Source organism: Pseudoalteromonas sp. ESRF-bin5 (assembly GCF_002632075.1).
Classification (GTDB): domain Bacteria; phylum Pseudomonadota; class Gammaproteobacteria; order Enterobacterales; family Alteromonadaceae; genus Pseudoalteromonas; species Pseudoalteromonas marina.
The window spans coordinates 1-26,623 of the sequence record NZ_NTLW01000215.1 but is presented as its reverse complement, the minus strand read 5'-3'; the positions used below and the strand labels follow the sequence as shown (position 1 = coordinate 26,623).

Annotated in this window: 20 protein-coding genes and 1 rRNA gene; 11 read left to right on the top strand and 10 right to left on the bottom strand. The window is 40.0% G+C overall.

Annotated features, from left to right (window positions below):
- From BCG07_RS12985 to rhlB, 3 genes are all read right to left on the bottom strand, one after another.
- Positions 1-125: ribosomal RNA gene (locus BCG07_RS12985) — 16S ribosomal RNA — on the bottom strand; the annotation flags it as partial.
- A 519-nt stretch (positions 126-644) separates the two neighbouring features.
- Positions 645-2,138 carry a guanosine-5'-triphosphate,3'-diphosphate diphosphatase gene (gene gppA, locus BCG07_RS12980; protein ID WP_138740638.1) on the bottom strand — a complete coding sequence of 498 codons (1,494 nt, stop codon included), beginning with the start codon at positions 2,136-2,138 and terminating at the stop codon, positions 645-647.
- A gap of 43 nt (positions 2,139-2,181) precedes the next feature.
- Positions 2,182-3,459 (bottom strand): ATP-dependent RNA helicase RhlB, encoded by a 1,278-nt coding sequence (rhlB, locus tag BCG07_RS12975; RefSeq protein ID WP_006792443.1) that lies wholly within the window; start codon positions 3,457-3,459, stop codon positions 2,182-2,184.
- A 91-nt stretch (positions 3,460-3,550) separates the two neighbouring features.
- Here rhlB and trxA point away from each other — a divergent pair, with 91 nt between their 5' ends.
- Positions 3,551-3,877, top strand: coding sequence for a thioredoxin TrxA (trxA, locus tag BCG07_RS12970; RefSeq protein WP_006792444.1), 327 nt, complete (start codon positions 3,551-3,553; stop codon positions 3,875-3,877).
- Positions 3,878-4,059: 182 nt separating this feature from the next.
- A complete protein-coding gene (gene rho, locus BCG07_RS12965; protein ID WP_006792445.1) occupies positions 4,060-5,319 on the top strand; it encodes a transcription termination factor Rho in 1,260 nt (419 codons plus the stop codon).
- Positions 5,320-5,382: 63 nt separating this feature from the next.
- Here rho and BCG07_RS12960 read toward each other — a convergent pair whose 3' ends face one another.
- Entirely contained in the window at positions 5,383-8,193 is a 2,811-nt protein-coding gene (locus BCG07_RS12960) for a tetratricopeptide repeat-containing hybrid sensor histidine kinase/response regulator (RefSeq protein ID WP_286890475.1), read from the bottom strand.
- 76 nt (positions 8,194-8,269) lie between these two features.
- Here BCG07_RS12960 and BCG07_RS12955 point away from each other — a divergent pair, with 76 nt between their 5' ends.
- Positions 8,270-8,845, top strand: a complete 576-nt coding sequence (locus tag BCG07_RS12955) for a DNA-J related domain-containing protein (protein ID WP_286890473.1) — start codon at positions 8,270-8,272, stop codon at positions 8,843-8,845.
- Positions 8,846-8,850: 5 nt separating this feature from the next.
- Here the strand turns inward: BCG07_RS12955 and dbpA are convergent, their stop codons facing one another.
- On the bottom strand, positions 8,851-10,239 hold the full coding sequence (gene dbpA, locus BCG07_RS12950; RefSeq protein WP_039038219.1) for an ATP-dependent RNA helicase DbpA: 1,389 nt from the start codon (positions 10,237-10,239) through the stop codon (positions 8,851-8,853).
- A gap of 197 nt (positions 10,240-10,436) precedes the next feature.
- Between dbpA and BCG07_RS12945 the strand changes: the two genes are divergently transcribed.
- The 3 genes from BCG07_RS12945 (at position 10,437) to BCG07_RS12935 (ending at position 15,081) form a co-directional block, all read left to right on the top strand.
- Positions 10,437-12,515: a TonB-dependent siderophore receptor gene (locus BCG07_RS12945; RefSeq protein ID WP_286890471.1), complete on the top strand. Its 2,079-nt coding sequence runs from the start codon at positions 10,437-10,439 to the stop codon at positions 12,513-12,515.
- A 137-nt stretch (positions 12,516-12,652) separates the two neighbouring features.
- Complete coding sequence (locus BCG07_RS12940) at positions 12,653-14,056, top strand: M20/M25/M40 family metallo-hydrolase (protein WP_286890470.1); 1,404 nt, start codon at positions 12,653-12,655, stop codon at positions 14,054-14,056.
- A gap of 86 nt (positions 14,057-14,142) precedes the next feature.
- Positions 14,143-15,081, top strand: a complete 939-nt coding sequence (locus BCG07_RS12935) for a tetratricopeptide repeat protein (RefSeq protein WP_276753360.1) — start codon at positions 14,143-14,145, stop codon at positions 15,079-15,081.
- 28 nt (positions 15,082-15,109) lie between these two features.
- Here the strand turns inward: BCG07_RS12935 and BCG07_RS12930 are convergent, their stop codons facing one another.
- Complete coding sequence (locus tag BCG07_RS12930; protein WP_203985413.1) at positions 15,110-16,021, bottom strand: DUF808 domain-containing protein; 912 nt, start codon at positions 16,019-16,021, stop codon at positions 15,110-15,112.
- A gap of 293 nt (positions 16,022-16,314) precedes the next feature.
- Between BCG07_RS12930 and BCG07_RS12925 the strand changes: the two genes are divergently transcribed.
- The 5 genes from BCG07_RS12925 to BCG07_RS12905 all read left to right on the top strand — a co-directional run bounded on the left by BCG07_RS12925 (position 16,315) and on the right by BCG07_RS12905 (position 21,665).
- Positions 16,315-16,596: an MliC family protein gene (locus tag BCG07_RS12925; protein WP_203985414.1), complete on the top strand. Its 282-nt coding sequence runs from the start codon at positions 16,315-16,317 to the stop codon at positions 16,594-16,596.
- 67 nt (positions 16,597-16,663) lie between these two features.
- Positions 16,664-18,694, top strand: coding sequence for a methyl-accepting chemotaxis protein (locus tag BCG07_RS12920; protein WP_203985416.1), 2,031 nt, complete (start codon positions 16,664-16,666; stop codon positions 18,692-18,694).
- 73 nt (positions 18,695-18,767) lie between these two features.
- Positions 18,768-20,234: a 4-hydroxy-3-polyprenylbenzoate decarboxylase gene (gene ubiD, locus BCG07_RS12915; RefSeq protein WP_243532031.1), complete on the top strand. Its 1,467-nt coding sequence runs from the start codon at positions 18,768-18,770 to the stop codon at positions 20,232-20,234.
- Between the two features lie 148 nt (positions 20,235-20,382).
- Complete coding sequence (gene fre / locus BCG07_RS12910) at positions 20,383-21,096, top strand: NAD(P)H-flavin reductase (protein ID WP_243532033.1); 714 nt, start codon at positions 20,383-20,385, stop codon at positions 21,094-21,096.
- A gap of 158 nt (positions 21,097-21,254) precedes the next feature.
- Complete coding sequence (locus tag BCG07_RS12905; RefSeq protein WP_006792457.1) at positions 21,255-21,665, top strand: CBS domain-containing protein; 411 nt, start codon at positions 21,255-21,257, stop codon at positions 21,663-21,665.
- Between the two features lie 98 nt (positions 21,666-21,763).
- On the opposite strand, the gene add is transcribed toward BCG07_RS12905, so the two are convergent.
- The 4 genes from add to hemC form a co-directional block, all read right to left on the bottom strand.
- On the bottom strand, positions 21,764-22,765 hold the full coding sequence (gene add / locus BCG07_RS12900) for an adenosine deaminase (protein WP_010557938.1): 1,002 nt from the start codon (positions 22,763-22,765) through the stop codon (positions 21,764-21,766).
- 269 nt (positions 22,766-23,034) lie between these two features.
- Positions 23,035-24,147, bottom strand: coding sequence for a heme biosynthesis HemY N-terminal domain-containing protein (locus BCG07_RS12895; protein ID WP_243532035.1), 1,113 nt, complete (start codon positions 24,145-24,147; stop codon positions 23,035-23,037).
- The gene (locus BCG07_RS12890) at positions 24,144-25,976 is read right to left on the bottom strand and encodes a uroporphyrinogen-III synthase (protein ID WP_243532037.1); all 1,833 of its coding nucleotides are present in this window, start codon (positions 25,974-25,976) and stop codon (positions 24,144-24,146) included. The genes BCG07_RS12895 and BCG07_RS12890 overlap by 4 nt, the downstream gene beginning before the upstream one ends.
- A partial coding sequence (hemC, locus tag BCG07_RS12885) for a hydroxymethylbilane synthase (protein WP_286890462.1) occupies positions 25,977-26,623 on the bottom strand: 647 nt, incomplete at its 5' end.

Here is a 26,623-nt window from a genome sequence, read left to right as displayed (position 1 = left end):
AAGCATTACTCACCCGTCCGCCGCTCGTCAGCAAAGTAGCAAGCTACTTTCTGTTACCGCTCGACTTGCATGTGTTAGGCCTGCCGCCAGCGTTCAATCTGAGCCATGATCAAACTCTTCAATTAAAAAGTTTTGTGTCTTTCGACAGCTCAATGAATTCTGAATTTATTTAATATCTTTCGATATTGAATTGACTGTGCTGAATAACTACCTAAGTAATTATTCTGTTGGTCACTCAGTTTCAATTGAGACTCTAATTTATTTGCCTCACTACCTAAGTAGCTTGGCTGTTAGAACTCAATCTGTACGAGTGCCCACACAGATGATTGCTTTATATTGTTAAAGAACGTTTGAGTTGCCTTAGCGACTCAAGGGAAGCGAATCTTACGCTTTCCTGTATTTTTGTCAACACTTAATTTTAAATTTTTTAAAATCTAAACTTAAGTTTTACTCGACTCACTAAGTGACTTGCTTGCCTCGCTAAGAGTTGCCTGCTCTGCCGTCTCAGTGGGGTCGCATTATAGGGAGATCCGAAAACAGATCAACCCTTTTTTGAAGAAAACTTGAAAAAACATGCTGTTCGCGCATATTTTCATCGAAACGGTTACTTTAAACACTAAAAAGGCCCACAAGGGCCTTTTTACTCAATGAACGAGAAGCTTCCAACCAAGTTTACTTTGCTGTTTAGACTCTTGTTGTAGTTCACTTGCCATTAATGGATGTTCTTTTAACCAGTTATTTTCGAATGTTAATGTTAAAACTTCATTCTTAGCGGTTAATTCAAAATGTGGCAGAACATCGTCCTGTCGTCTCATCGACAAAATAACAGATACTCGAAGTAATCTTACAATGTACTGCGCAAGAAGGTTGTTTGCACCTAACGCGTTGAAGCTATCTTTTGGTATATCAGAACGATGTGCATCGGCTACTGCCACAATTAACCTGTGCTCTGATTGCGAAAAACCAGGCATGTCGGTATTTTCTAGGATATACGCTGTATGCTTATGATACTGCTTATACTCTATTAGTAAGCCGATTTCATGTAACTGTGCAACGGCTTTTAATAGGGGTAAGCCATTTAAGTGATTAATTGGCCAATCTTCATTGATGCTTTGTGCGAGCTCAATTGCCAAACTAGAAACTCGTGATGCTTGTTTTTGGTCAACATGGTATCGACTCATAAACCCATCAACTGTTCGCTTTCTTATATCGCTATTATGAAACTCTGGCACCATGCTATATAAAACACCTTCACGAAGTGCGCCGCCTGCAAGTCCCATTTTTTCAATTTCTAACGATTCAAACAAAGCAATCAAGATAGCAAGGCCCGATACAAATACCAATCGACGATCTTCGCTTAAACCTGGAAGGTCTAACGCTGCAATGGATTTAAATGCAATTGATTGCTCTTTTATTGAATTAAGCTTTTCTAAAGTAAGAAGATCATCAAGGTTTTGTGCCACCATAATTTCTTGAATTGCTTGTACTGTACCTGATGCGCCTGATGCTATTTGCCATCCTGCGGCTTTGTATTCAGGAGCTATATTATCAATAACAGTTCGAGCAGCCTTTATAGCGGTATTGAAATTGCTATGTGTTAATAAGCAATCTTTAAAGTAACGCTCAAGGTAAGTAACACACCCCATGTTGAGGCTCTTGTATAAAAGTGCATCAAACTCTTTACCAATCACTACTTCAGTGCTTGCACCACCAATGTCAATAACAAGCTGTTTGCCAGTACATGCAGAAGTATGCGCTACACCTTTGTATATGGTACGCGCTTCTAATTCACCACTGATAACATTGATTTTATGGCCAAGAATTTTTTCAGCCTGCGCTTTAAATATTTCAGCATTGGTTGCTAAGCGTAATGTAGCCGTAGCTACTATTGTAATATTTTGATTTGGAATATCTTGTAAACGCTCAGCAAAAAGCGCGAGGCATTCCCAGCCTCGTTGCATAGCCTCGGTGCTTAATATGTTATCTTTATCAAGCCCTGCGGCTAACCTGACCTTGCGTTTTACGCGACCAATAGTTTGTAAACCGCCAGCCACTGATTTGGCAATTAGCATATGAAAGCTATTTGATCCCAAATCAATAACTGCGTATACATTTTTTTGCGGTATAAGTTGCCCCACCGTTCAAAAACCTCTAGTTACTACTACTTATACAAACGGTCTATTACGACCGTCCTTTTTGGTAACTATTATTTGGTCGACGTCCGTTATTGTTACTACGATTACGAGGACCATTTGAATAGTTGCGCTTTCTTTGAATAATAGGCTTAGTTAAATCATCTAACAAAGCGGCTTTATCGTAATGCGATAAAGGAATGCTGTGCTCTATGTATTCTTCAATTTCATGCAGGTTGTATGCATATTGTTCACACGCAAAGCTTATTGCATGTCCTGATGCACCTGCACGACCTGTTCGACCAATACGATGAACATAATCCTCACAGTCGTCTGGTAAGTCAAAGTTAAATACATGACTTACTTCTGGTATATGCAACCCACGCGCTGCAACATCAGTTGCAACTAAAAAGTCTAATTCGCCTTTGCTAAATTGCGCTAAAATGCTTTGACGTTTTTTCTGATTTACATCACCCGTTAGCATACCAACACGATGACCATCAGCTTTTAACCACGCATATACGGTTTCACAGCTGTGTTTAGTGTTTGCAAACACAATGGCTTTATCAGGCCATTCTTCTTCAATTAACGTTAATAAAAGCTTAATTTTATCTTCTTGTGAAGGGTGAAATAGCTCTTCTTTTATGCGTTTACCGGTTTTTACGTCTGGCTCAATTTGTACATGCTCTGGGTTGGTCATGTGTTCAAAAGCAAGTTCTTGCACGCGGTATGATAAAGTCGCAGAAAATAATAAGTTTAATCGCTTAGACGTATCTGGCATACGATCAAACATATAACGTATATCTTTTATGAAGCCTAAATCGAACATACGATCAGCTTCATCAAGCACGACAACCTCAATTTCATTTAGGGTGTAACAGCCTTGCTTGTACAAATCGATTAAACGACCTGTCGTGCCAATTAAAATATCTACGCCTTTTTCTAATTGTGCACGTTGTTTTTCGTAATCTTCGCCACCATATACTAAACCTAAGTTAAGATTACAGTGTGGCGCTAAAATTTTTGCATCTTTGTGTATCTGAATCGCAAGCTCCCGAGTAGGGGCCATGATCAGGGCTCTTGGATGTTTACTAGGTGCTTTGCTAGATTGTAATAACCGATGGCACGTAGCAGTTAAAAATGCCAACGTTTTGCCTGTACCTGTTTGTGCTTGGCCCGCAATATCGCGTCCATCACAAATAAAAGGTAGGCATTTTGCTTGAATAGGTGTGCAATATTCAAACCCATTCTCGGTTAGACCGGCAACCACTTCCGGTGCGATAGCAAAGTCTGAAAACTTTTTATCGGTTAAATGTGTCTTAGTCATAGCGTTTAAGCATAACGTTTAAACTTGCAATAAGAAACAAGAGTGTTTAAATACGCACTAAATATTTCGCCTAACTAAATCGGAGAGCGCAATGAGCGAGAAAATAATCCAAATTACTGACGATAGCTTTGAAGCTGACGTATTACAATCAGACAAGCCTGTACTAGTAGACTTCTGGGCTGAATGGTGCGGACCTTGTAAAATGATCGCCCCTATCCTTAATGAAGTTGCTGATGAATACGACGGTCGTGTTGCTGTTGCTAAACTTAATATTGACCAAAATGCTGGCACTCCGCCTAAATTTGGTATTCGCGGCATCCCTACTTTGCTTCTTTTTAAAGATGGCCAAGTTGCTGCAACTAAAGTTGGTGCACTTTCAAAAACACAACTTATCGAGTTTTTAGATAACAACATCTAATAGACTAGAACTAAAAAAGGGCTTTTTGCCCTTTTTTTGAATTTATTTTGTATAAACACTGGACGCTATGCCAGTGAACTGCTAGTTTATAAAGCCAACTAATCCTTAGTTATATTCAACCAACCTCACTCAACGATCAAAGCGACTTTGAGTATGACAATTGTAATAAAGAACCCACCAATATGCATTTACGCGAATTAAAAGACAAGTCTATAAAAGAACTTGTAAACTTAGCTGAGTCCATGGGGCTCGAAAACGTAGCCCGCTTAAGAAAGCAAGATATCATTTTTACCATATTAAAATCCCATGCCAAAGGCGGAGAAAATATCTTCGGCGGTGGTGTGCTTGAGATTTTGCAAGATGGTTTTGGCTTTTTAAGATCATCAGAAGCTTCTTACTTAGCTGGCCCAGATGACATTTATGTATCACCGAGCCAAATTCGCCGCTTCAGTATGCGTACTGGCGACTCAATTTCAGGCCTTATTCGTCCACCAAAAGATGGTGAACGTTACTTTGCATTACTTAAAGTAAACGAAGTTAACTTTGATAAACCTGAAAATTCTCGCACCAAAATTCTTTTTGAAAACTTAACGCCACTACATGCAAACGAACGTTTCCGCATGGAACGTGGTAACGGTAGTAAAGAAGATATCACTGCTCGTGTACTTGATTTAGCATCACCAATTGGCCGTGGCCAACGTGGTTTATTAGTAGCACCGCCAAAAGCGGGTAAAACAATGCTACTGCAAAACATTGCACAATCAATTACGCATAATCATCCTGATGTAACGTTAATGGTTTTACTAATTGACGAACGTCCTGAGGAAGTAACTGAAATGCAACGCCTTGTTAAAGGTGAAGTTATTGCATCAACGTTTGATGAGCCTGCATCTCGTCACGTACAAGTTGCCGAAATGGTTATCGAAAAAGCAAAACGTTTAGTTGAGCATAAAAAAGACGTTGTTATTTTACTTGATTCAATCACGCGTTTAGCACGTGCTTACAACACCGTTATTCCTTCATCAGGTAAAGTACTTACCGGTGGTGTTGACGCTAATGCACTACACAAACCTAAGCGTTTCTTCGGTGCCGCACGTAACGTTGAAGAAGGTGGTAGCTTAACAATTATAGCCACTGCACTTATCGATACTGGCTCTAAAATGGATGAAGTTATCTACGAAGAATTTAAAGGTACTGGTAACATGGAATTACATCTAAACCGCAAAATTGCGGAAAGACGTGTATTCCCAGCTATCGACTTTAACCGCTCTGGTACTCGCCGTGAAGAACTACTTACTAAGCCAGATGAGCTGCAAAAGCTATGGATTTTACGTAAAATCGTTCATGAAATGTCAGAGATTGACGCCATGGAATTTTTAATCGATAAACTATCAATGAGTAAAACCAATGATGAGTTTTTTGATTCGATGAAACGCCAATAACACATTTAAGTAATACAAAAAAAGCGCCCTGGGCGCTTTTTTTATATTTGTTATAATGTGTACTTACGTTTCATTGTATTTGTGTAATACAGCCTGGAGCTCTAACACAAGCTGATTAATATATTTCATATCTTTTTCGCCTTTTTGCAATAAGGCGCTGTCTAAATTTTTCGCAGCTGAAGCTATTTCCTCTAAGGCGAACATTTGTGCTGCACCTAATATTCGGTGGCTATCTTTTTGCAAAGCGTCAAAGTCTTCACTTAGAAAATGCTGTGTAATATTTTCGCTTTCTAAACCAAAACTTTGTTTAAAACTTATTACTAAATCACTGATATCTATCTCACTTGGTACATTAGGTTCATCCGAATGAACTTGGTCTAAATTTTCTGACAAGGTTTTATAAAATAAGTCTTTGTCCAATGGCTTTGCAAGGTAACCGTTAAACCCTAATGTAAGGTAGTCGTCAATTTCGTGACTCATTGCGTTTGCAGTGAGCGCAAAAATTGGCCGTTGAAAACCACATTTTTTTAATAGCTCAAAGGCCGCTCGTCCATCCATTATAGGCATTTGAATGTCGAGTAATACAAGATCTGGGTACTCTTGTAAGCAACGCTCTACAGCTTGCTCACCGTTTTCTACCGCAATTACATCAAGCCCTAATGAACGCAAGTAACGGCTAATAAACCTACGGTTATCTGCATGATCCTCTGCAAGCAGGACAGTACCGCTTAGTTGCACTTTATTTTGCTCTATTTGCCCAATATCGCTTTGATCACTAGAAACTTGCGCACAAGGTAAAAAGAACGAAAATTGACTTCCTTTTTTATATTCACTTTGCACGCTAATATACCCGCCCATCATAGAAGCGAGCTGCTGCGATAAACTAAGCCCCAAACCTGTACCACCAAAACGTCGGCTAATACTGTTATCTGCTTGGCTAAAGTATTCAAAAATGAGCTTTAATTGCGATGAGTTCATACCTATACCGGTATCTTTAACAATCAGTACAATACCCTGATCTGTTTTATTTAATGCAATTAATACCTGCCCTGATTGGGTAAACTTAATTGCATTGGCACACAAATTAATGAGAATTTGTTTTACTCGCATTATATCAAGGCGGGTGTAAAACTCATCGCCCACCTTATTTTCAAGCACAAGCCTGAGATTTTTTGCTTTTGCCTGAGGGTTAAACATTGCGTGCACATCGTTAACCAGTTGAACCATGTCAAAACAAGAAACATTAAGCTCTAACCTATTCGCTTCTATTTTACTTAAATCAAGTACATCGTTGATCAAACTTTTTAAATGGTTACTGTGCCGCTGAATAATAGCTAACTCATCTTTTAGCTGTTCAGGCTCGTATAAACCATTCATTAAGTCGTCTGTTTGTCCGAGAATCGCCGTTAATGGTGTTCTTATTTCATGGCTAACATTAGCCAAAAATTGACTTTTAATATCATTAGCTGCTCTTAACTCTTGGGCAACAGCTTGAAGCTCTGCTGTGCGTTGCGCCACTTGCTCAGCTAAATATTGTTTTGCCCGTTTTTCTGCGCCGCGTCGGTATAAAGCAACCCCTGTCACTATGACTAAAAATAACAGTACAAAAATAAACACCGTTAACTGCGAACGCTGATGCATTTTTAGTTCTTGTAATTTACGGTCTTGTTTCAGCTCTTTAATTTCTTGATTTAATTGTGTGGCTTTAAACTGTCTTTCTAATACTGCTAAGGCTTTAACAATAGATTCACTTCTTAATTTGCGTAGTTCGTTATTGTACTTTTCATGCAACTGCATTGCATTTTCGTAGTTCCCCCTACTTGCCTCAATCAAAGCATGGGTGCCAAGTCCATCTCGCATAATGCGATCATTACTATGCTCTTCAAGTAATTCAAAAACGCGTTCAATGTTCGCTTTTGCCTCATCTAACATTCCCCTTACAAGCTGGACTTTTGCGAGAGTTTGCAGTGCTGTGAGCTCTAAGTTTTTATTATCAATTTTAAGTGAATACTCTATCGCTAGTTGCGCTTGCTCATAGGCTAATTCCACTTTATTGAGAATAATATTGACGTTTGCAATGTTAGTGTACTGAGTCGCTAACTTATTCATATTGTTGACGGATAGGTAATAACGGATTGCTAATTGGTAGTAATGCATCGCTAAATCTAGCTGGTTGCTTTCAAAATAAACCACCCCCATATTATTATGCACCATAGCAATACCCAAATTATCATCTAACTTGCGAAAGATTTTTAACACGTCTTGATAAATACTCATGGCATTTTCATAACGAGATAAGCGTATATAAACGCCTGCTATGTTAATTAAAATATCGCCTTTATCCTGTTCACTACCCACTTTTTCGTAAATCTCTTTTGCTTTTAGGTAGTAATCAAGCGTTGCTACTAATTTATGCATATTAAAATAAGCTAAACCAATATTATTCAATAAATTTGCTTGTTCTAATGGTTGGTTATTAATTTTTGCAATATCAAGTGCACGCGTATATTGAGTAATTGCTTGTTTAAATAAGCCTTGATAAAAAAGTGCAACACCTTGCATTTTAATTGCACGAAAGTGCTCGCTAGGAAGAAGTGATCCAGAAGTTTCTTGCTCTAATAATTTAAAGTAATTAAAAGCATCGCTAAAGTGGCCGCTCGACAGCGCAGTATCGGCAAGGCCTGCATATATTACAGCACGACTTTGAGCTGTAATACGTTGGTTATTAAGTAAGGCGTTACCTAATTCAAGCTTTGCATCCCATTGTTGTTGTTGTTTAAACTCTTCTAATAATGGTTCTGATTGTTGAGCATAACTTGGCAAATAGAACAAACTGCATACAATGAATAAGAGGCACTTGAGCTTGCCATGCATAATTTTAATCCTTCAAATTGTTACGTGTAACAATGTAATCTGTACTGAAGATACACTAAATACTAGGACCTAAACAATGCTTAACCCACTGATTGACCGAATATTTGACTTAATATTAACCCAAAAAGTGTGGCAAGTTCATATCCTAGCAGCTGAGCTTATTAATTGTGGCGCAATTAAGCCACTTGATAAAAACCCTGAACGTGATTTATTTAAGCGTAATTTTTTAATTATGAATGCATTGTATCAACTACAGGAACAACTTCACCCTAAAAGTCTCTTAATATCAACACTTCATATAGAACTTATTGAAACGGAAATAGAAAATCCTGCAACGGTTAAATCAAATTTAAAAGATTATTATTTAGACTGGGGGAATTACGAAGCAAGCGAAGAGCAAATTAATGAGCTACTCACAAGTTTTTGGCAAAAGTTTAAGAAGGTAAATAGTGCGCCAGCTTTAGCAGAAGATCACTTTGACGCACTGTTGGCAAAGTGGCAGCTAACAAATGATTTTTCGCTCAAAGAACTACAAAAACGTTGGCGACAGCTTGCACTGGCGCACCACCCAGACAAACCTACTGGCTGCGAGAATGCATTCAAGCAAATAAAAGTAGAGTACGAGCAGCTTAAATCGGCTGCTCGCTCATAAATTGATTAACGCGTTAGGCGACGAGCACGAATTTTGCGCCCTTTTATATTACCTTCGGTTAATTTGCGAAGTGCCGGTTTAGACGCATTACGTTCAACGGCTACAAATGCGACGTTATCAAGAACATTAATTTTACCTACTTGACGCCCAGCAATACCGTCTTTACCCGTTAACGCACCTAAAATATCACCAGCACGCACTTTTTGCTTTTTACCTGAATCTATCATCAGAGTGACCATGTCTGGTTTGTACGGTGGTTTGTCCAACAAATTATATGAAGGCATTGGCTCTGGCTCAAAGTCGCGCTCATAGTGATCACCAATTTGAGCTACTTTAAATTGCTCTGCATCACCATAAATTGAGCAAGCAATTCCTTTTTTACCCGCGCGACCTGTTCGCCCAACTCGGTGAACGTGCGTTTGCGGGTCATGCGCTAAATGGTAGTTGATTACCATGTCCATATCGTCAATATCTAAACCACGTGCGGCAACGTCTGTCGCAACTAAAATAGACGCGCTTTTATTAGCAAAATGAATCAGAGTGCGCTCACGGTCACGTTGTTCTAAATCACCATGCAATGCCACGGCGCTGAAACCTTCATCGGCTAAATCGTCGCACACTTGCTGCGTTTCTACCTTGGTGTTACAAAACACAACACAACTTTGTGGTGTAAATTTAAGTAATAGTAACTTAAGTGTTGGATAGCGTTGTTTATTGTTATCCATTTTGTAGAAGTATTGTTTTATTGTGCTTTTTTCTTGCTCTTCTTCTACTTTAATCATTTCTGGGTTACTAAGTACACGCTTTGCTATCGCTTCGATTGCGCGTGGAAAAGTAGCACTAAACAAAAGCGTTTGGCGGTTTTGTGGAATACATTCAATAATCGCATCAAGGGTATCTTGAAAGCCCATATCAAGCATTTGATCGGCTTCGTCTAGTACTAATGTTTCTACATCGTCTAACCGTAAAGTCCCTTTGCGAATATGGTCATCTACGCGCCCTGGTGTACCAACAATGATGTGTGCACCGTGTTCAAGTGACCCAATTTGCGGCCCAATTGATACACCACCACATAGCGTTAATATTTTAATATTATGGATACCACGCGCAAGCTTACGCATTTCAACAGCCACTTGTTCAGCAAGTTCACGTGTTGGACATAAAACTAGCGATTGAATTCTAAAACGTTTTACATTTAATTTAGCAAGCACACCTAAACTAAACGCAGCCGTTTTACCTGAGCCGGTTTTTGCCTGAGCAATGATGTCTTTACCTTCAAGTACAGGTGGCAAACTTTGCGCCTGTACAGGTGTCATGTGGGCGTAGCCAAGCGTCGATAAATTATCAACAAGTCCAGCTGGTAAAGCCAAAGATGAAAAAGCAGTTGAAGTCACAGTAAATTCCATAGCAGTAAAAATAACGCAGGATAAAGTCCCACTAAATATGCCGCTAATAATAGCAGAATTCCTTATTGGCAACCATTAGCAAACACATTATAAAATATTGTTAATAAAAACACATTGCAAATGATATTTATTTTCATTAAGATTGCGCTTCACTTTTCATTCACATATTGAGCTGGAAGCATCAAATGAAACTGAGTTCACTTTACATCGCACTATTAGCAACAATAACAACAAACACATATGCAAACTCTACCGACCTTGAACATATTGAAGTCAAAGGAAGTTTCTTTAATGACTACAAAGTAGATAACGCAAATGGTGCAATGAGAACATCAACTTCATTACTCGATACTGCTCAATCAGTGACTGTAATTAGCGATATTATTATTAACGAACAACTTGCGACAACACTAGGTGAAGTACTTTCAAACGATGCAAGCTTAACGGCTGGTTCTAAACAACGTAACCGTGAAGTATTTAACTTACGTGGTTTTGAGCTTAGCTCATCAACGGGTTACTTACGCGATGGTCATCAGCACTGGTCGCACTATCAACAACCCATTGAAATTTTACAGCAAGTAGAAGTTATTAAAGGTCCATCGAGCATTTTATATGGTCAATCAGGCCCTGGCGGACTAGTTAATATGGTCACTAAAAAGCCAACAGCACAAACTTTGTTCAATGCCAGTGCAGATGTAGATCAACACGGTTCAACGCGGTTTATGCTTGATGCTAGCGGAGCATTAACGGATGCAGAAGATTTACGTGCACGCGGTATTTTAGTTAAGCAAGATGTTGATTACTGGCGCGAATACCAAAATGGTGAAAACCGCGAACGTGACCGCTTTTTAGGTGCATTTATTGTTGATTACGACATTAGTGACAATGCCTTAGTGCGTGTGCATTACGACCGCACAGACGACGAAGCAGGTTTAGACACTGGTGCATGGATAGACGACAACGCCAACGTTATTGGCGACGATAAAACTATTCGCGATATGTCTTGGGCGTTTACCGACATAACGGTAGAAAATGCGGGCATAGATTTTAAAGTCTTTTTAAACGATAACTGGCAAGTAAAACTTGGTTATAACGAACAAACATTTGAGCGCCAACGTTTTGAGTCAGCGCCACGTAAGCCGGGTAATTTTGTTGAAGGCGACAGCTATGAGTCTCGCCCTTACGACCGTTTCGACGACTGGCAATTTAAAACAGCATTTATCGACTTCATTGGTGAATTTGAAACAGCCGGTGTTCATCATCAATTATTAATTGGTGCTAACTCGCTTGATTATTATTATGGCCAGCGTCGCACCTCAGCTGATTCATTTAATTTTATAGCAGGCCAAGCAGAACCAAGTCGCCCAACTGTCAGTTACAAAACAGACGACACTATTAGCGAAACAGAATACGACTATTACGGTATTTATGTGCAAGACTTAATCACGTTTTCGCCACAATGGCAGCTATCGCTTGGTGGTCGCTACGATAAGCAAACACGTGAAGATGCAAATAATGAATCGTTTGTGCCAAAAGTAGGTGTTCTTTATCACCCTAATGCATCAGCTACCATATACGCGAGTTACTCTGAAGGCTTTGAGCCTCAAGGAAGCGATACTCTTGTAAACGAAGACGATATAAATAATGGTATGAAGCTTGACGCCGTTACCTCTGAGCAAAAAGAAATTGGCGTTAAGTGGCAATTGTTTGATGATCGCTTAATGCTAAGCGGTGCACTTTTCGATATAAGTAAAAATGGCACACTAGTTACAGAAACACTTGATATACCAGTGGGTGATTTAATCTCTGAAACAAACCAAATTGGTGAACAGCGCCACAAAGGCATTGAACTAACAGCGCAAGGTGCGGCAACTGACCGTTTATTCGTAATGGCATCGACTATGTATTTAGATGCAAATTACGAGCGTGACGAAGATTTAGAAGGCAAGCGCCCTACTGATGCGCCTAAATGGTCTGCATCGCTTTGGACTCGTTACGAATTAAACGACGCGATTGCATTTAATGCGGGTGCATTTTACGAAGGTGAGCGCTTTGCAGATAGTGCCAACACGATTACTAAAGATGCCTACACACGCGTAGATGTAGGTGCAACTTACAAACTTAAAGTAAGCAAAACCGATGTTAACTTACGCCTAAACATAGAAAACTTATTTGATGAAGATTATCTAGCCGGTGGCGGAACAAATAACGTAACAATAGGTGAAGGTACTAACGTAAGACTGGCTGCACAGTTTAGCTTTTAATTAAGCGCTTTAATTACCAGCCCGCGCTTAAAATACGCGGGCTTTTTGCGCTTTAAAGCCGCTCATTCATCTCATTCTATTTTTTACGTCTTTATTACATGTTTTAATAGCCGCAATTACAAACAAGGCTAATTACCATGAAAAACCTCATCACCGCGCTACTGCTTACCAGTAGCATGGCAGCCACTGCCAGCAGCAACGAATTTACACCAAAGCAATTACAACAAGTAGATGAAGTGCGTACCACTGCACTTAATAGCCACCTAAGCTATGAGCTATTAGAGTCACTAACAACAGAAGTTGGCCCGCGCTTACCAGGCACCGAAAACGACAAAAAAGCCGTTGCATGGGCGCAAGCTAAATTTAAAGAACTCGGTTTTGACAAGGTATGGCTTGAAGAGGCGACGTTCCCAGAGTGGCGCCGCTACAGCGAAAGTGGAAAAATATTAACGCCTAGCGAGCAACCCCTTCACTTAACCGCGCTAGGTAATAGCATAAGCACACCCAAAGAAGGTATTAGCGCACCCATTGAGTTATTCGAAACACTTGATGAGCTAAAAGCAGCACCGGCTAATAGTTTAAAAGGCAAAATTGCTTACATTAATTACCGAATGAATCGCGATATAGACGGCAATGGTTATGGGCCCGCTGTTAAAGCACGTGCCACTGGAGCAATTGAAGCTTCTAAAAAAGGGGCTGTGGCCTACATGATGCGCTCAGTAAGTACAGGTCATCACCGTTTTGCCCACACTGGCGGTAGTTATTACAAAGAAGGTGTTAAAAAAATACCTAATGTAACCATTGCCAACCCCGATGCCGATCAAATTGCCCGTTTAGTCGCTTTAGGTAAAGATGTATCGGTAAAGATAAATGTACAAACCGAAAACCTTGGCGAAGGCACTAGTTACAATGTTATAGGCCAATTTAACGGGACTGAAACCCCTGAACAATACGTATTAATTGGCGGACATTTAGACTCATGGGATTTAGGCACAGGCGCACTTGATGACGGCGCCGGCGTTGCATTAACTATGGCGGCAGCTAAACATATTAGCGATGTAAAACGCCCTAAACGCAGTATTCGCGTTGTCCTTTTTGCCGCTGAAGAGCTTGGTTTATGGGGTGCTAAAGCTTACTTTGCGAAACATAAAAATGATTTACACAATATTGTTGCTGCCGCAGAGTCTGATTTTGGCGCTGATGTAGTTTACGGTTTTGAATCAAATGTAGATGCAGCGTCACTGCCTTTAGTGCGCGCTATCGCGAAAGAACTTGCCCCTTTAAATGTTGAGTACATTGGTAAAAACCAAGCTAACGGCGGACCTGATCTAATTCCATTTAAAAATGCAGTCTCGGCACCTATTTTTGAGCTAGCCCAAGATGGTACAGACTACTTTGATTATCACCACACTGCTGACGACACGCTTGATAAAGTAACGCCAGCAAAGCTTCGTCAAAATACAGCAACCTATGCGGTATTTGCACTTATGGCAGCAGACGCAAAAACAACAATTAAACCAAAAGTAACAACAAAAGAGTAGCAGACATACTTACTTACAGTTTGCTGCTTTAAAAAATATGCCCCTTGATTTACTTTAGTAGAAATTAAAACTCGGGGCATTATTGCATGCTGCTTTTCAACACCAGTCAGTCCTTTCCTCACTTTTCACAAACGCAGTGCTGCCCAAACTGCCAAAGCGATAGCTATCACTTAGTAAACCATAGCCGTTACTTACGTTTTACGATTATTCCTATCGTACCGTTAAAGCTAAACTACAAGCGCGAATGCTACCAATGTGGACATAACGAAGTCATTAGTATAAAAAAACTCCCCTTAATTGAAAAACTAAGCCTGCCAAAATACGGGGTTGGCTTAATTTTATTATTGTGGGTAATGGTGTATTTTTTTCAACAATACACCGATAACCAAGCACTCAAATACAGCTACTTAAATAACCCGCAGGCATTTGATACGTACTTAGTTCACGCCGATAAATTTACTCACGAACCATGGACGCTAACAAATTTAAAAGTGGCCCAAGTGCTAAGCTTTGACGAGCAATTTATTACTTTTCAAGTAAGCAACTATAGCTATAAACGCAACCGAGGCATAACCACGGCGATGCGCACCAGCTTATTAGTGCAACGCGATTATTTTTCAACAAACACAATTACCTTACCGCGTGATGAGGTAAAGCGCTTATATGACAGTGACGTGATTTACGATGTACTACGCCCACACGCTAATAGCTTGTATGGTGGGTTTGTGATGTTTCCGCCTAAACCTAAGCCTTTATACAAAGGTTTAAAACTAGATAAAAATAACCAGCAAGGCATTATGTACTTTAAAGATGGGCAATTTGAAGAAGCCTTAGAGAGCTTTAAACTTGCTGCAGAGTCAGGCTCTCAATGGGGTCAGCTTAACCTTGCACAAATGTACCGAGACGGGCAAGGTGCAGGCAAAAACACACAACAAGCTATTTACTGGTATAAAAAAGCAATTGCTCAAGGTAATAGTAAAGCAGCTTACGAGCTTGAGCAGTTGTGTAAATTTATAACGTGCTAATAAGTTATGTAGGGCAGAAAACGCTGCTCTACTTGTTTGTCTTAAATAACCTTGTATAAGCTACATGAAAAAGCACAATAACCAGCCCCGCAACAACACCTAACAACCCATCAAAAATAAGCGGAGCTAATACCTCACCTATATTGCCTAGTATTGATTGCGCATAGCCAATCATATTAAGTTGTGTGTGGTGCAGTAACTCAATACCATGAGATAAAATACCACCACCCACCAAAAACATAGCAACAGTACCCGCAAACGCTAAAAATTGCATAAGTCGCGGTGCTGCTGCAAGTAAGCCTTTACCTATAAACTCTTTAACCGTACTGCCAGAGACTTTAGATTGATTCACCAAATACAAGCCTGCATCATCAAGTTTTACAATGGCAGCCACAAGTCCGTAAACACCAATAGTCATAACAATGGCTATTACACAAAGCACTAAAGATTGATTAAGCAATGTTTGGCCTGCAACAGTGCCGAGCGTAATAACAATAATTTCAGCCGATAGAATAAAGTCCGTTCGTATCGCGCCTTTTATTTTTTGCTTTTCATATTCAACTAAATCAGGCGTTTCGTCGCCATCGGCAATATCATCGTGATGAGGTAAAAATCGCGCAAATACTTTTTCAGCCCCTTCAAAACATAAAAACAAACCACCTAAAATTAAAAGTGGTGTAATTAGCCATGGCAGCCAAACGCTGATCATTAAAGCTGCTGGGACAAGTATGGCTTTATTTAAAAATGACCCTTTAGCTACCGCCCATACAACAGGTAGCTCTCTGTCGGCTGACACACCCGTTACTTGCTGTGCATTGAGTGCTAAGTCGTCACCTAAAACACCCGCCGTTTTTTTTGTCGCAACTTTACTCATGGTTGCAATGTCATCGAGTAAAGCCGTTATATCATCTAATAATGTTAAAAGGTTAGTGCCTGCCATTGTGCTTCCTAAGGTCTGTTGTTCTTTCAATGTTAATTTGCAGCAGCCTGTTTGGTTCTTCCTAGGGGCTACTTACTCTTTGTTGCTCGGCTTTTACTTAGTCCACTAGGTTACAAACCTCGCGCCGCGATTAAATAGCCCCTAGTGTGGACAAATTTCAAGCCTAAAAGATCAACAGACCCTATCTTATAAATAATTTAATCAACATAACGTAAAGCTCGTCTTTCACCAACGGTTAATTTTGCTCTGTTATTCTGAAATAGAATAGCCGGTGAAAAATAAAGGAAGGGGAAATGAAAGCAACAATCGTTTTAGTAGTTTATTTACTGTGTTTAATAGGGTGCAATGACAAAACAACAACCACACACTATGTATGCAATGATAATAAAGCCGTGCTTAATGTCTTAGCAAACGAAAAAGCAGCACTCACTTTTAAAAATAAAATCTATCATCTTACGCATGAAAAAAGCGCCTCTGGTAATAAATACATTAGTAACAAAGTCCTTTTTTGGGGGAAAGGCACTAAAGCTATGCTTATAATTTCAGGGAATAAACACCTTTGCAGCACAAAATAACAACCCACTAACAACATATTAAAAAACCTGCTACACTAACAAAAGTCTTAATTTTGTTGATGAAGTTATGCGTTCTATTGCCATTAAACATAAAATAATTTTAGCCTTTTCTGCCATTGGCTTACTAATGCTTATTAGTAGCTTATTTTTTTACTGGTCCTTAAATAAAATAAGCACCACAACTTCACGTATAGAAAACCTTGCAGTACCAGCCCAACAAGTAAGTAAAGACTTAAGGCTATCGCTTCTTTCTATTACCAAATTCAATGCTCTAGCTTATAGTCAAACAAAACCTGATTTATTACTGACCAATAAAAAAGAAGCACTTAGCGAACAACAAGAATTCAGTAAGATGCTCAATGCACTTAAGCCGCAATTAACGGGTCAGCAAAACATGCAAACTTTGCTAGTTGACGCTTCAAAAAACTTTGAGCAACTAAGCAAAACAAGCGCAAACATGTTTAATGCCAAAGAACAGCGTTTTAGTGCGCAGTCGACTGCCGCTATATTAATTACAGAGTTTGGTGTTGAGCTCAGCAATCTCAGTAATGGCTTACTCGATATAGAACTCATAGAGGTCAGTGCAAAGCAGCAATCTTTACTCAGCTCTGTATTTGGCACTGCAACACGCATAGACGACTTACTATTTAATTTAAGCAACAATATTAAAAGTATTACGCAAACTACCAGTGTTAGCGACTTAAATGCTCATCAACAAGATACCCAATTTTTACTTGATAACATCCAGCCAAACTTTGTGTATTTAGAACAACAAGCCACTCCCTTTGGTGACAGTTTAAACGCGGCTCAATTCACCGAGCAATTTAATAACTTAAGATCACGATTAAATGGACCCGACGGTATTTACGCCCAGCAAAATAAAGCGCTTAAAAACACCCAAATGGCACAGCAAAGTTTTGAGCGCTTTCAACAAGAATTTATAGACACAGAAAGCCAATTATTACAGCTTAACAAGCTAGCTGACGAGCGTTTTCAAACACTGCAAAACAGTGCCAAATCGGCAATTAATATGGGCTCTAGCTCTGTTGTTATAATTGCGATTGTACTTATTGGATTACTTATTGTTATTTCAATATTTACAACCAATGCTATGCTAAAACCGCTTAAAAAAGTAAATAGCGATTTAGCACGTATTGCCTCGGGCGATTTTTCCAAACGCAGCCAACCGCGTAGCAAAGATGAGTTTGGCACTTTACTTAACAACATTAATAAGCTTAGTGACGATTTATCACACCTTATAAAAGCAATTAGTAATGATGCCCACGAGCTTGATAAATCGGCCATTCAAACAAGTGAAAAAGGTCAACAAATGACCATTGTTGCTCAGCAACAATTAGAACGAAGCGCACAAGCCACAGACCTTGCACATAGCATGTTAAATAATTCGCAAGCGGTTTATGAGCAGGCCGATAATGCATCTAACGAGATCACAAACGCCTCTCAGTTTGCAAACGACGTCAACCAAATAGCTAACGACAACAGTTTAAGTATTGAAGCACTCTTAAATCGACTCGATAAAGCGGTAAGTAGCACAGAAGAGCTGGCTGAGTTTACAGATTTAATAGGCGCAATTGTAAACACTATTAGCAGCATTGCAGAGCAAACTAATCTACTTGCATTAAATGCAGCAATAGAAGCGGCAAGAGCCGGAGAAAATGGCCGAGGCTTCGCGGTGGTTGCTGACGAGGTTCGCTCATTAGCGGCACGCACACAAAGCTCCACAAGTGAAATTCATACTATGATTCAAACGCTGCAACAACACACAAAAACGACGCAAAAAGAAATTAACGATGGCCAACAACAAGCTAAACAGTGTGTTGAAAACAGTGCTGAACTAAATAAAGCGGTTGAGCGTATAAAAGGAACATTACTTTCAATTAACCACATGAGTGAGCAAATTGCTACGGCTTCTCATGAACAGTTAACAAACAGTGATGATATTCAAAAAATAATGGCTAAGGTGACCGAACAAGCCACTTTAAATGCCAATAACGCAACCACCCTAGCAAGCGAAAGTGAAGATGTAAATCAACTTGCACACTCTTTAACAAGTGCCGTAGAGCGCTTTAAGTTTTAAGTGCAGGTGTAATGACTTGCTTTGCATGAAATGGGTATAATAGTTCAACTCTTTTGCTTAATAGCGGCCCATAATGAAATATAAAGATCTGCGCGATTTTATCAATTTACTTGAAAAAAAAGGTGAGCTTAAACGCATCACCCAAGAAATTGACCCGTATCTTGAAATGACCGAAATTTCCGACCGCACACTGCGTGCAAAAGGTCCTGCCTTATTATTCGAAAACCCAAAAGGGCACAGCATGCCGGTGCTTACCAATTTATTTGGAACACCAAAGCGGGTTGCCATGGGGATGGGTCAAACAGACGTTAACGAACTGCGTGAAGTAGGTAAGTTACTCGCGTTTTTAAAAGAGCCTGAGCCTCCTAAAGGTATTAAAGAGGCACTTGGATCTATTCCTGTGTTTAAAAAAGTGCTGAATATGCCAGCTAAAGAAGTTAAAAAAGCACCTTGCCAGCAAGTAGTTTTAGAAGGCGATGACGTTGATTTAACAAAGCTACCTATTCAACACTGCTGGCCGGGCGATGCAGCCCCTTTAATTACGTGGGGTTTAACCGTAACAAAAGGGCCATACAAAAAACGTCAAAATCTGGGTATTTATCGCCAACAGCTATTAGGTAAAAATAAAATAATTATGCGCTGGTTGTCGCATCGTGGCGGCGCGCTCGACTTTCAAGAGTGGTGTAAAGAAAACCCTGGCCAACCTTATCCTGTGTCGGTGGCGTTAGGTGCTGATCCGGCGACCATTTTAGGTGCGGTAACTCCTGTTCCTGATACGCTTAGCGAATATGCATTTGCTGGGTTATTACGTGGAAGCCGAACTGAAGTAGTAAAGTCGATTTCAAATGACTTGCAAGTACCTGCCAGTGCCGAAATAGTACTAGAAGGCCATATTATGCCAGGCGAAATGGCGCCAGAAGGCCCCTATGGCGACCACACTGGTTACTACAACGAAGTAGATGACTTCCCTGTTATGACCGTAACTCACATTACACACCGTAAAGATCCTATTTATCACAGCACATTTACTGGCCGTCCGCCAGATGAGCCGGCTATCCTGGGTGTTGCACTAAACGAAGTATTTGTTCCAATATTACAAAAACAGTTTCCCGAAATTGTCGATTTTTATTTACCGCCTGAAGGGTGTTCGTACCGCATGGCAGTAGTCACAATGAAAAAACAATACCCTGGTCACGCCAAGCGCGTAATGATGGGAGTATGGTCTTTTTTACGCCAATTTATGTATACCAAGTTTGTAATTGTGTGCGACGACGATATAAATGCACGCGACTGGGAAGATGTTATTTGGGCCATAACAACTCGTATGGACCCAGCGCGTGATACAACGTTGATTGAAAACACTCCAATAGATTACCTAGATTTTGCCTCTCCGGTATCGGGCCTCGGCTCTAAAATGGGTATGGACGCGACTAATAAATGGGTAGGCGAAACCGACCGTGAATGGGGTGAACCAATAGTAATGGATAAAGCCACCAAAGAACGCGTTGATGATATTTGGGATAGCCTTAAAATTCTCTAACAACTAAACAAACCCAGCGATGGTCAATAATTTATTCACCATCGTTCGAGTAAGCTATAAACAGGCTATAAAATAATCCTATAGGTATGCTAGAATCGATTCATTCAATTGCGTATCTGCTGTCAAAAGCGCTGCTAAAAGGTAAAAAATGCAAACATTAAAAGCTGAAGTTGTAGCTATCAGCCCACTTACAGAATTTGTTAACAAAGTAACTTTAAAGCCACAAGAGCCTGTGACCTTTGAAGCGGGCCAATACATGCAACTCGTGTTAAGTGAAAAAGACAAACGCGCTTTTTCTATTGCTAGCCGCCCATCTCAATGTGACGAAATAGAACTACACATTGGTGCTTCGGGTGCAGACTCATACGCAATGCAATCGCTTGAACACTTACGCAATGCACATGCAAACAACACAATGGTTGATATAGAGGCCGGGTTAGGTGTTTCCCAACTTCGTTTGCAATGTAACCGACCTATTATTTTACTTGCCGGTGGCACTGGTTTTTCGTATGTAAAATCAATGGCTGATCACTTAGCTGAAATAAACTGTGACCGCCCTGTATTATTTTATTGGGGTGTTAAAGAAGAGTCTGCTTTGTACGCACATGAAGAAATGAAATTATGGGCAGAGAGCCATGAACATTTTGAATTTATTCCTGTTGTCGAAAACCCATCAGCTAATTGGCAAGGTCACACTGGTTTTGTGCACAAAGCAGTAATGCAAGATATTGTATCACTTGAACCTTACGACATTTACATGGCGGGTCGTTTTGACATGATAGGGATTGTACGTGACGACTTTATAGCTCATGGCGCTATTCGTGAAAACATGTACGCCGATGCATTTGCATTTATTAAGTAAACTCATCGCATAGTTTAATAATAAGCACCTACGGGTGCTTTTTTTATGACTTTAAATTTTTAATAGTTTAAACCTATCATATTCATCAATATAAACAATTTCCTAAAATCCAATCTATAAACCATACTTTGTACAGAACATCAGCGGGAGAGACCCAAATGCTAAATACAAAAGTAAAAGATTTTATGCAACGTAAGTTGCCAAACATAACACCAGACACCGAAATGACGACAGCCATAGCCGAGTTACAAAAATTTAAATTACTTGGTGCGCCTGTATTCGACAACGAAAAGTGCCTTGTCGGATTTATTTCAGAGCAAGAGTTATTAAAGCCTTTAATGCAGAGCAGTTATTTTTGCGAAGGGGTTGTAAAAGTGTCGCAGCTTATGCAAACCAATGTAGTCACAGTAAGTAGCGATTTAAACATTATTGAACTGGCTGAACAAATGCAGCCGGGTAAGCCTAAAAACTACCCAGTGGTAGAAGGCGTAAAAGTGGTAGGAATGATAAATCGTGCCGATGTACTCAAAGCGCTCTACGATAACTACCTAAGCTGTCAAGAACACTAATTTAAACCTGAGCGTTAGACAGTAAACCTCTTATTAACTAGCGCTCAAGTTAAGTCTATAAATATGCGGCTTCAAAGCGGCATATTTATTTGTATTGCTTAACGTGCACTCACTTGTGCTAATAATGCTTTTTTATCGCCGTCGCTTAAAAATGCAATTTCCAACGCATTCGCTTGGGCTTTTTCTATATCAGCCTGAGATAAGCCAGCCTTTGGTGCTGCAATAGTATATTCATGCTCTATTTCTATACCTTCAACAGCCGGGTCATCTGTATTAAGGCAAGCAAGAATGCCATGATCTAAAAACTGTTTAAGCGGATGCGTAGCTAGGTCAGTAACTGTACTGGTTTGAATATTACTGGTTAAACATGACTCAATACCAATACGGTTATCACGCAGGTAATCCATTAACGTTGGGTCTTCAATTGCTTTTACACCATGGCCAATTCTACTTGCACCTAGCTCGTTAATCGCTTGCCAAATACTGGGCGCGCCAAGTGCTTCACCGGCATGAATGGTTGACGCTAAATACGCATCACGCACTTGCTTAAAGTGCTCAATAAATAACTCTCCTGGAAAGCCAATTTCATCGCCCGCTAAATCAACAGCCACTAAATCATTTTTAAACGCAAGTAATGCATCAAGCTCATGTTGGCAGGTTTTAACACCATAAGTACGCGATAAGATACCAATTAAATTAGCTTTAATATTGGCATTTTTTGTTGCTGATTTAATACCATCAACCACAGCTTCGACAACACCTTGTGGATGTAAGCCTTGGCTTTGAGCCATGTAGTAAGGGCTGAAACGAAGCTCAACGTAATCAAGACCTTGTGCTTGTGCATCTTCAATATTTTCAATAGCTATACGGCGGCATGCATCGTAATCGCCAAGTACCGTAACACCCCAGTCTAGCTTTTGTAAGAAAGCGACAAGGTTTGGCTCTGGATCTATCACTTGAACATGAGGAATTAATTGTTCAACGTTATCTGCGGGTAAATCAATATTAAACTGACGACCAAGTTCTAGTATGGTTTGCGCGCGAACATTACCATCTAAATGACGGTGAATATCTAGCAAAGGTAGTTTTCTATTGATCATAGTAGCACCCAGTTTAATTAAATTTTTGCGCATAATACGCAGATAGAGTTATTTTTCAAGTCTATACGCTTTGTAATATTATTAAGCGGTCATATGTCTGCTTTTTGTGCAAATATTCACGCACTTAACAATAATATGTATAAAATAGTCTCGCCTTACTTTTTATTGTTTCGCTAAATTTAAAAAATACCTATAAAAAAGCACAGGTAAAGCATTTATACAACGCCTATAACCTGTGCCTAAAATATATAACTAATCAGCTAGTAAACTTATTTGTTATATAAAACGAGCGCCTTTTCAGCCTGTGCCGTGTTTTTGTAACTCAAAGCTGCTTGGTCTGCAAAATGGTGTTTATTATCACCATTAAGTGCTTTATCGAACACACGTGCCGCTAAATCATAATCACTTTGTGCATTAGCAAGGCACGCAAGCGACAACAGCAGTGCTGTATTAGTGTCGTCTTTTTTAAGGCGATCTTGAATACTGGCTTGTAATTTGTGCGCTTCGCCATGGTTTGCATTATTTAAAATAGTAGCAAGCTCATCATGTTGGCTGGCTTGCTTAACCATTTTAGTTAAATCGCCCTCAATAACAGCAAGCTGACCTGTTGCAGCCATTTGAGTTAAATACGCAGTATGCGCATAAGTTTGAAGTTTTCGTGGTAATTGTTTGTATTTATTTGTTAGTTCATCAGCTGATTGAGCCGAAAAATAGGCAGTAAATACACGCGTCCACTGATCACTAGAAAACACTTTTTTACGCAGTAGCTTGGGTAAAAACTCTTCTAGCACGCTAAAGTGCTGCTGTTGTACCAGTACCTCAGTGTACAGTTTAAGCTCAAGTGCAGTGGCTTTTTTAGCTTCTGCATTAACGCGCAACTGCGATTCAATTGCACTGCTATCGCCACTTGCCAACCATAGTTTTGCTACTTTCAATTGCTGCTCAGGGCTTATTTCAAATAATCGTTCTAGTGCTTTATCTGCCTCGTTGTTAGCAAGTGCCGCTTTAGCCAATAGTGCTAAACGAATATCATCAAATTTATCTGGCACACTGTTGCCAGAAAGCGCGCGCTCTACTTGTTCGTAATCGTCGTTTATAGCACTGAAAAGGGCTTGTTCAATTGCGGCGAATTTACGCTCTTCACTGCGGGCAAAAAAACCATGTTTGGTATTTCTATAAATTGATAATAAATAGCGTATTAGTTTATACGTAAAGTATAAAGTTGCTGCAGTCATTGCAGCCATAATACAAAACGAAACAATGGTGCCTTCAATTGTTGTGTTATTAAACGAGATAAGCACGTAGCCTTTTTCGTCCAGTACAAAAGGGGTTACCGCAAGTACAACAACAATAGCTACAATTAAGATTATTAGGCCTATCATTGCACCCACTCCTTAACCGTTTGTGTACTTTGCAGAGTGACCTCTTGGCTAAAATTGAGCTGCTCTTTTTCTAATTTAGATAGCGTATTTAGTACTGATTTTGTGGCGTCATCGTCTTGCTTAAAGTACTCGCTAGTTAAGCGCTTAGCTTCGCTTAACGCACTAAAGTATATACTCGCTTGCTTACTTAATAGTGCGTCCTGCGCCTGTGCTATATTTAATTTAATTCGTTGATTAATTAAATTACGCTCTTGATCGGTTAGTAAAGGTTCAATAGCAATCCCTTCATGGCGCCTAATAGTAATAAAACTATCAACAATTTTATTCCAACTATTACTGATATTTTGCTGCCAGTCGTTAATATCTTCGCTAAGTGCATGTTCATCAATTACCAATGTTTCCTCTGGTAAGTTGACCGCGTTAAACACCAATTCGTCAATTCGGTTAATAACACTATTTAACTGTAAATAAATGGCCTCGGTAGCAACCGGTTTTAAACTATCCAGCGTTTGTATGTCTTGCATAATGGCTTGGCGAACTTCAATTGTGCCAGGGTGCTCACTTAACAGTCCGTCTAAACGTTTTAGTACAGCGCTTGCGCCTTGGTAATCTTTTTCGGCCCACAGTTTAAACTCAGCCATTCGTTGTAAGCTGGTGACCTCTTGTGGGTTTAAAGATGAACCTTGCTGCTGCGCTTTTTGCAGCGCAGCTTTTAATGCTTGCTGATTTTCAAGAGTGCTTTGCGTTAATGCCTCAGATACTTTTTCTTCGCTATTAAATAACGCTTGTTGTAAGCTCATTTGAGAAGATTTAAGTGCAGCAAGCTCTTGCTGGAGCAGCTTGTTTTGCTCGCTAAGTTCATTAACAATTGTGTTTTGCGCTTTACCTGCATTTAGCTTTTGATAAAACTCGTAGCCAACTCCAGAGGCCACAACTAACGATATTAACAATGCAAGTGAAGCCACTTTACTTACTTTTTGTTTGTCATTTGCTGGTTTGTTTTTTACGTTTGCTTGCTCATTTTTAACTGCTGTTGAACTCGAAGCTGTTGATGTTGTGTTTTCTGTTGTTATTGACTTAGGTTGTTCACTCATGCTGCTACCTTGCTGATTAATACAGGTAAACATAGCGTTATCGCTAGCCCCTGCTGCAATATGGATATTTGCCAAACTAACATGTTGTTGCTGTAAATATGCGGCTATGCGCTCGCTGGCAACATAAAAGTGGCACTGTTGTAACCATTGTAATTGTTGTGCAGCAAGGGGGGTAAACATGGCATCAACTGCTGCATTACTTGTTATGACTATACCGTGTACATTGCTGCTTTTCCAGTGGTCAGTCCAGTTACTGGTTAAATCTGGCACTGGCTCACGTTCATAAACAACACAATTATTTAAAAACGCGCCACGCTCTTTAAGTACCTTGGCGATGTCTGGGCGACCACCTTGCCCTTTAACCAATACAATATTGCTACCATCAACCTGAGCCAACGACTTAAGAGCCAATATCCCTTCTGAATCGAACTGCTTAGGCGTGGCTGCACGCACACCAAATAATTCATATATTGTATCGGCAGTTTGCTGCCCTACAGCATAAAACTGCGCTTTAATGTTTATATCGGGCTTTAATTGTGCCAGTGCTTTAACAGCGTCCTGAGAGATAAAAATAATTTTATCTGCATTAATAAGTGGGCTTAGTTGAGTACTAGAGGGCGTTAAATAGTTAATATTTAAAACAGGAAACAATGACGCCTGATAACCCGCTTGCTCAAGTTGCTCTGCAAGGGCTGCGCCTTTTCCTTCGGGCCGAGTTATCAGAATATGTGTCATTTATGCATCTCTGTATACGTCAGCTAAAATTTTATCTGCGCCTTGAGCAAGTAATTTTTCAGCCAGCTCTATTCCGAGTTTTTCGGCATCGTTAATATGACCCGCAACTTCGTCACGTAAAATTTCGCTGCCATCGATTGCGCCTACAAGCCCTCGTAAATGGACCTCTTCGCCATCAACTAACGCATAGGCACCTATTGGCACCTGACAACCACCTTCTAAACGGCGGTTCATTGCACGCTCTGCATTAACACGAATACGTGTATGTGTGTGCTCAAGCGGTGCTAATAACGCTTTAGTTACTTCATCTTCAATCCGACACTCAATACCTACAGCACCTTGCCCATTTGCAGGCAGCGATACTTCTGGTTCAATGTAGTCAGCAATACGCTCGCCCATTTCTAAACGAATAAGCCCTGCCGCTGCTAAAATAATCGCATCGTATTGCCCAGCATCTAATTTAGCTAGGCGTGTATTTACGTTTCCGCGTAGATCACGGATTTCTAAGTCAGGTCTCAGTGCTCTAATTTGGCATTGGCGGCGCAAGCTTGATGTACCTACTACCGCTCCTTCTGGTAACTCATTCAAGTTAGCAAAGTGATTTGATACAAACGCATCGCGCGGATCTTCACGCTCACAAATGGTAT

Bases quoted from the DNA above. Each gene is read 5' to 3' on its own strand.
- BCG07_RS12955 (WP_286890473.1), top strand. From the start codon at position 8,270: ATGCTTAACCCACTGATTGACCGAATATTTGACTTAATATTAACCCAA.
- BCG07_RS12945 (WP_286890471.1), top strand. From the start codon at position 10,437: ATGAAACTGAGTTCACTTTACATCGCACTATTAGCAACAATAACAACA.
- fre (WP_243532033.1), top strand. From the start codon at position 20,383: ATGCAAACATTAAAAGCTGAAGTTGTAGCTATCAGCCCACTTACAGAA.
- BCG07_RS12930 (WP_203985413.1), bottom strand. From the start codon at position 16,021: ATGGCAGGCACTAACCTTTTAACATTATTAGATGATATAACGGCTTTA.
- rho (WP_006792445.1), top strand. From the start codon at position 4,060: ATGCATTTACGCGAATTAAAAGACAAGTCTATAAAAGAACTTGTAAAC.
- BCG07_RS12925 (WP_203985414.1), top strand. From the start codon at position 16,315: ATGAAAGCAACAATCGTTTTAGTAGTTTATTTACTGTGTTTAATAGGG.
- BCG07_RS12920 (WP_203985416.1), top strand. From the start codon at position 16,664: ATGCGTTCTATTGCCATTAAACATAAAATAATTTTAGCCTTTTCTGCC.
- BCG07_RS12960 (WP_286890475.1), bottom strand. From the start codon at position 8,193: ATGCATGGCAAGCTCAAGTGCCTCTTATTCATTGTATGCAGTTTGTTC.
- ubiD (WP_243532031.1), top strand. From the start codon at position 18,768: ATGAAATATAAAGATCTGCGCGATTTTATCAATTTACTTGAAAAAAAA.
- BCG07_RS12935 (WP_276753360.1), top strand. From the start codon at position 14,143: ATGCTGCTTTTCAACACCAGTCAGTCCTTTCCTCACTTTTCACAAACG.
- BCG07_RS12890 (WP_243532037.1), bottom strand. From the start codon at position 25,976: ATGACACATATTCTGATAACTCGGCCCGAAGGAAAAGGCGCAGCCCTT.
- BCG07_RS12895 (WP_243532035.1), bottom strand. From the start codon at position 24,147: ATGATAGGCCTAATAATCTTAATTGTAGCTATTGTTGTTGTACTTGCG.
- BCG07_RS12940 (WP_286890470.1), top strand. From the start codon at position 12,653: ATGAAAAACCTCATCACCGCGCTACTGCTTACCAGTAGCATGGCAGCC.
- trxA (WP_006792444.1), top strand. From the start codon at position 3,551: ATGAGCGAGAAAATAATCCAAATTACTGACGATAGCTTTGAAGCTGAC.
- BCG07_RS12905 (WP_006792457.1), top strand. From the start codon at position 21,255: ATGCTAAATACAAAAGTAAAAGATTTTATGCAACGTAAGTTGCCAAAC.
- add (WP_010557938.1), bottom strand. From the start codon at position 22,765: ATGATCAATAGAAAACTACCTTTGCTAGATATTCACCGTCATTTAGAT.
- rhlB (WP_006792443.1), bottom strand. From the start codon at position 3,459: ATGACTAAGACACATTTAACCGATAAAAAGTTTTCAGACTTTGCTATC.